Below are 1,452 nucleotides of genomic sequence, written 5' to 3' on the forward strand. Positions count from 1 at the left end.
GCAGGTCAAGTCGTTGCTGTGGCGGTGGTGTTGTTCCATTTGCGGTGGGCTTCGGCGGCTTGGTGTTGGTGGTGGCGGCGCCAGGCGGACCAGTGCAGGAGGTGGTCGCGGTCGCGTAGGGGGTGGGGCAAGGTGGTGCCTCGCAGGAGTCGGAGCAGTTCGCGGCCGCTGGCTGGGACGAGCTTGCTGTCTGTAGTGGTGGCCGTGACGGTGCGGGCGCGGGTGACGGCCAGGACAGCGGCGGCGAGCATGCTGATCAAAGTCCAGCGCATCCAGGAGTTCCAGCAGGTGGTCTGGCCTTGGTCGAGACCGCAGACGCCCTTGGCGAGTTGGAAGTCCTCCTCGACCTTCCACCGGCAGCACACCACGTCGACGGGGGTGGCCAGGGTGACGGGGGTGGTGGAGTGGCAGCGGTAGAAGGAGAGCTCGCGGGTGTAGCGGTGGCGTCGGACCAGAATGACGGAATGGCCGGGCGTCTGGCCTCCTGGGATATCGTCGCCGTTGATGTCGAGCATCGCCCAGTCGTAGTGGCGGTCGCCCTTGAGGCCGTGGCCGGTGCGGATCCGCATCCAGTTCCGTTTTGGGACCAGCGCGGTGAGGTCGGTGACGGTGAAACGGCCCGCCGGAGTGCCCACGCGGTGGTCGGCGCGGACGGCGAGCACGTAGTCGAAGCCAAGCTCACGAGCCCGATGCCGCAGGCCCTTGCCGCTGTAGACCTCGTCGCCGGCCAGCCACCGGGCCGGTATACGCAGATCGCGAGCGCGCTGGAGCATGGCGGCGGCCAACTGGGGCTTGGTGGCGAACTCTGTCTCATCCGGGACGCCGACCAGCAGGCGGCATTCCTCATCGGCAGCCCACCCGGCGCCGAGGTAGAGAGCCCGGTCGATCGGGGCATGCCCGTTGTGACCTGCGTAGGTGAGGTGGACAGCGACTTGGCACAGTCCGACCCCGCCCAGCGCGCCGGAGTACTGCCTCGCCGCCCCCACGCAGTCGGTGGAGGACTTGGCGTCCCCGGTCTCGTCCACGATCAACACAGCGTTGTTGTCGGCGAGTTCACCGGCGGTCCAGGCTGCGTTCCGGTCGCGAGCGCGGTCGTGGTCCACGACGGCGCGGGACAGGAAATGCTGCAGCCGATGCGGGCCGACATGTCCCAGTGCCTCGGCCAAGGTCCAGCAGTTACGGGTGTCCAACTCCATCAGCATCGCCTCAGTCATCTCCCGCGCCCACGTACGCGGCTCACGGCGCTCGAAGCAGTCCGCGATCCGGCCGGCCGCCGCCCCGAGCGCTGCTGTCCACGTGGCCCCGGCTATCGTGGCCTCCGCGGCCACCTGGTTTTGATGAGTCTTCACAAACCACCATGATCACGGTGGCCGCACCCATACCCGCAGGCACCCCACCATCCCGCTGACCAACATCAACGCGGCACAGCCTCGCAACTACAGCTGCCGTGTC

At 68.2% G+C, this 1,452-nt stretch carries 1 protein-coding gene; it reads right to left on the reverse strand.

The genetic code is table 11. The annotated features are described in order from the left end of the window. Window positions 1-5: 5 nt before the first annotated feature. Window positions 6-1,349 carry an IS701 family transposase gene (locus ACFVFQ_RS38725; RefSeq protein WP_383425416.1) on the reverse strand — a complete coding sequence of 448 codons (1,344 nt, stop codon included), beginning with the start codon at window positions 1,347-1,349 and terminating at the stop codon, window positions 6-8. Between the last annotated feature and the right edge of the window lie 103 nt (window positions 1,350-1,452).

This window comes from Streptomyces sp. NPDC057743 (assembly GCF_042798755.1).
In the GTDB taxonomy this organism is placed as follows: domain Bacteria; phylum Actinomycetota; class Actinomycetes; order Streptomycetales; family Streptomycetaceae; genus Streptomyces.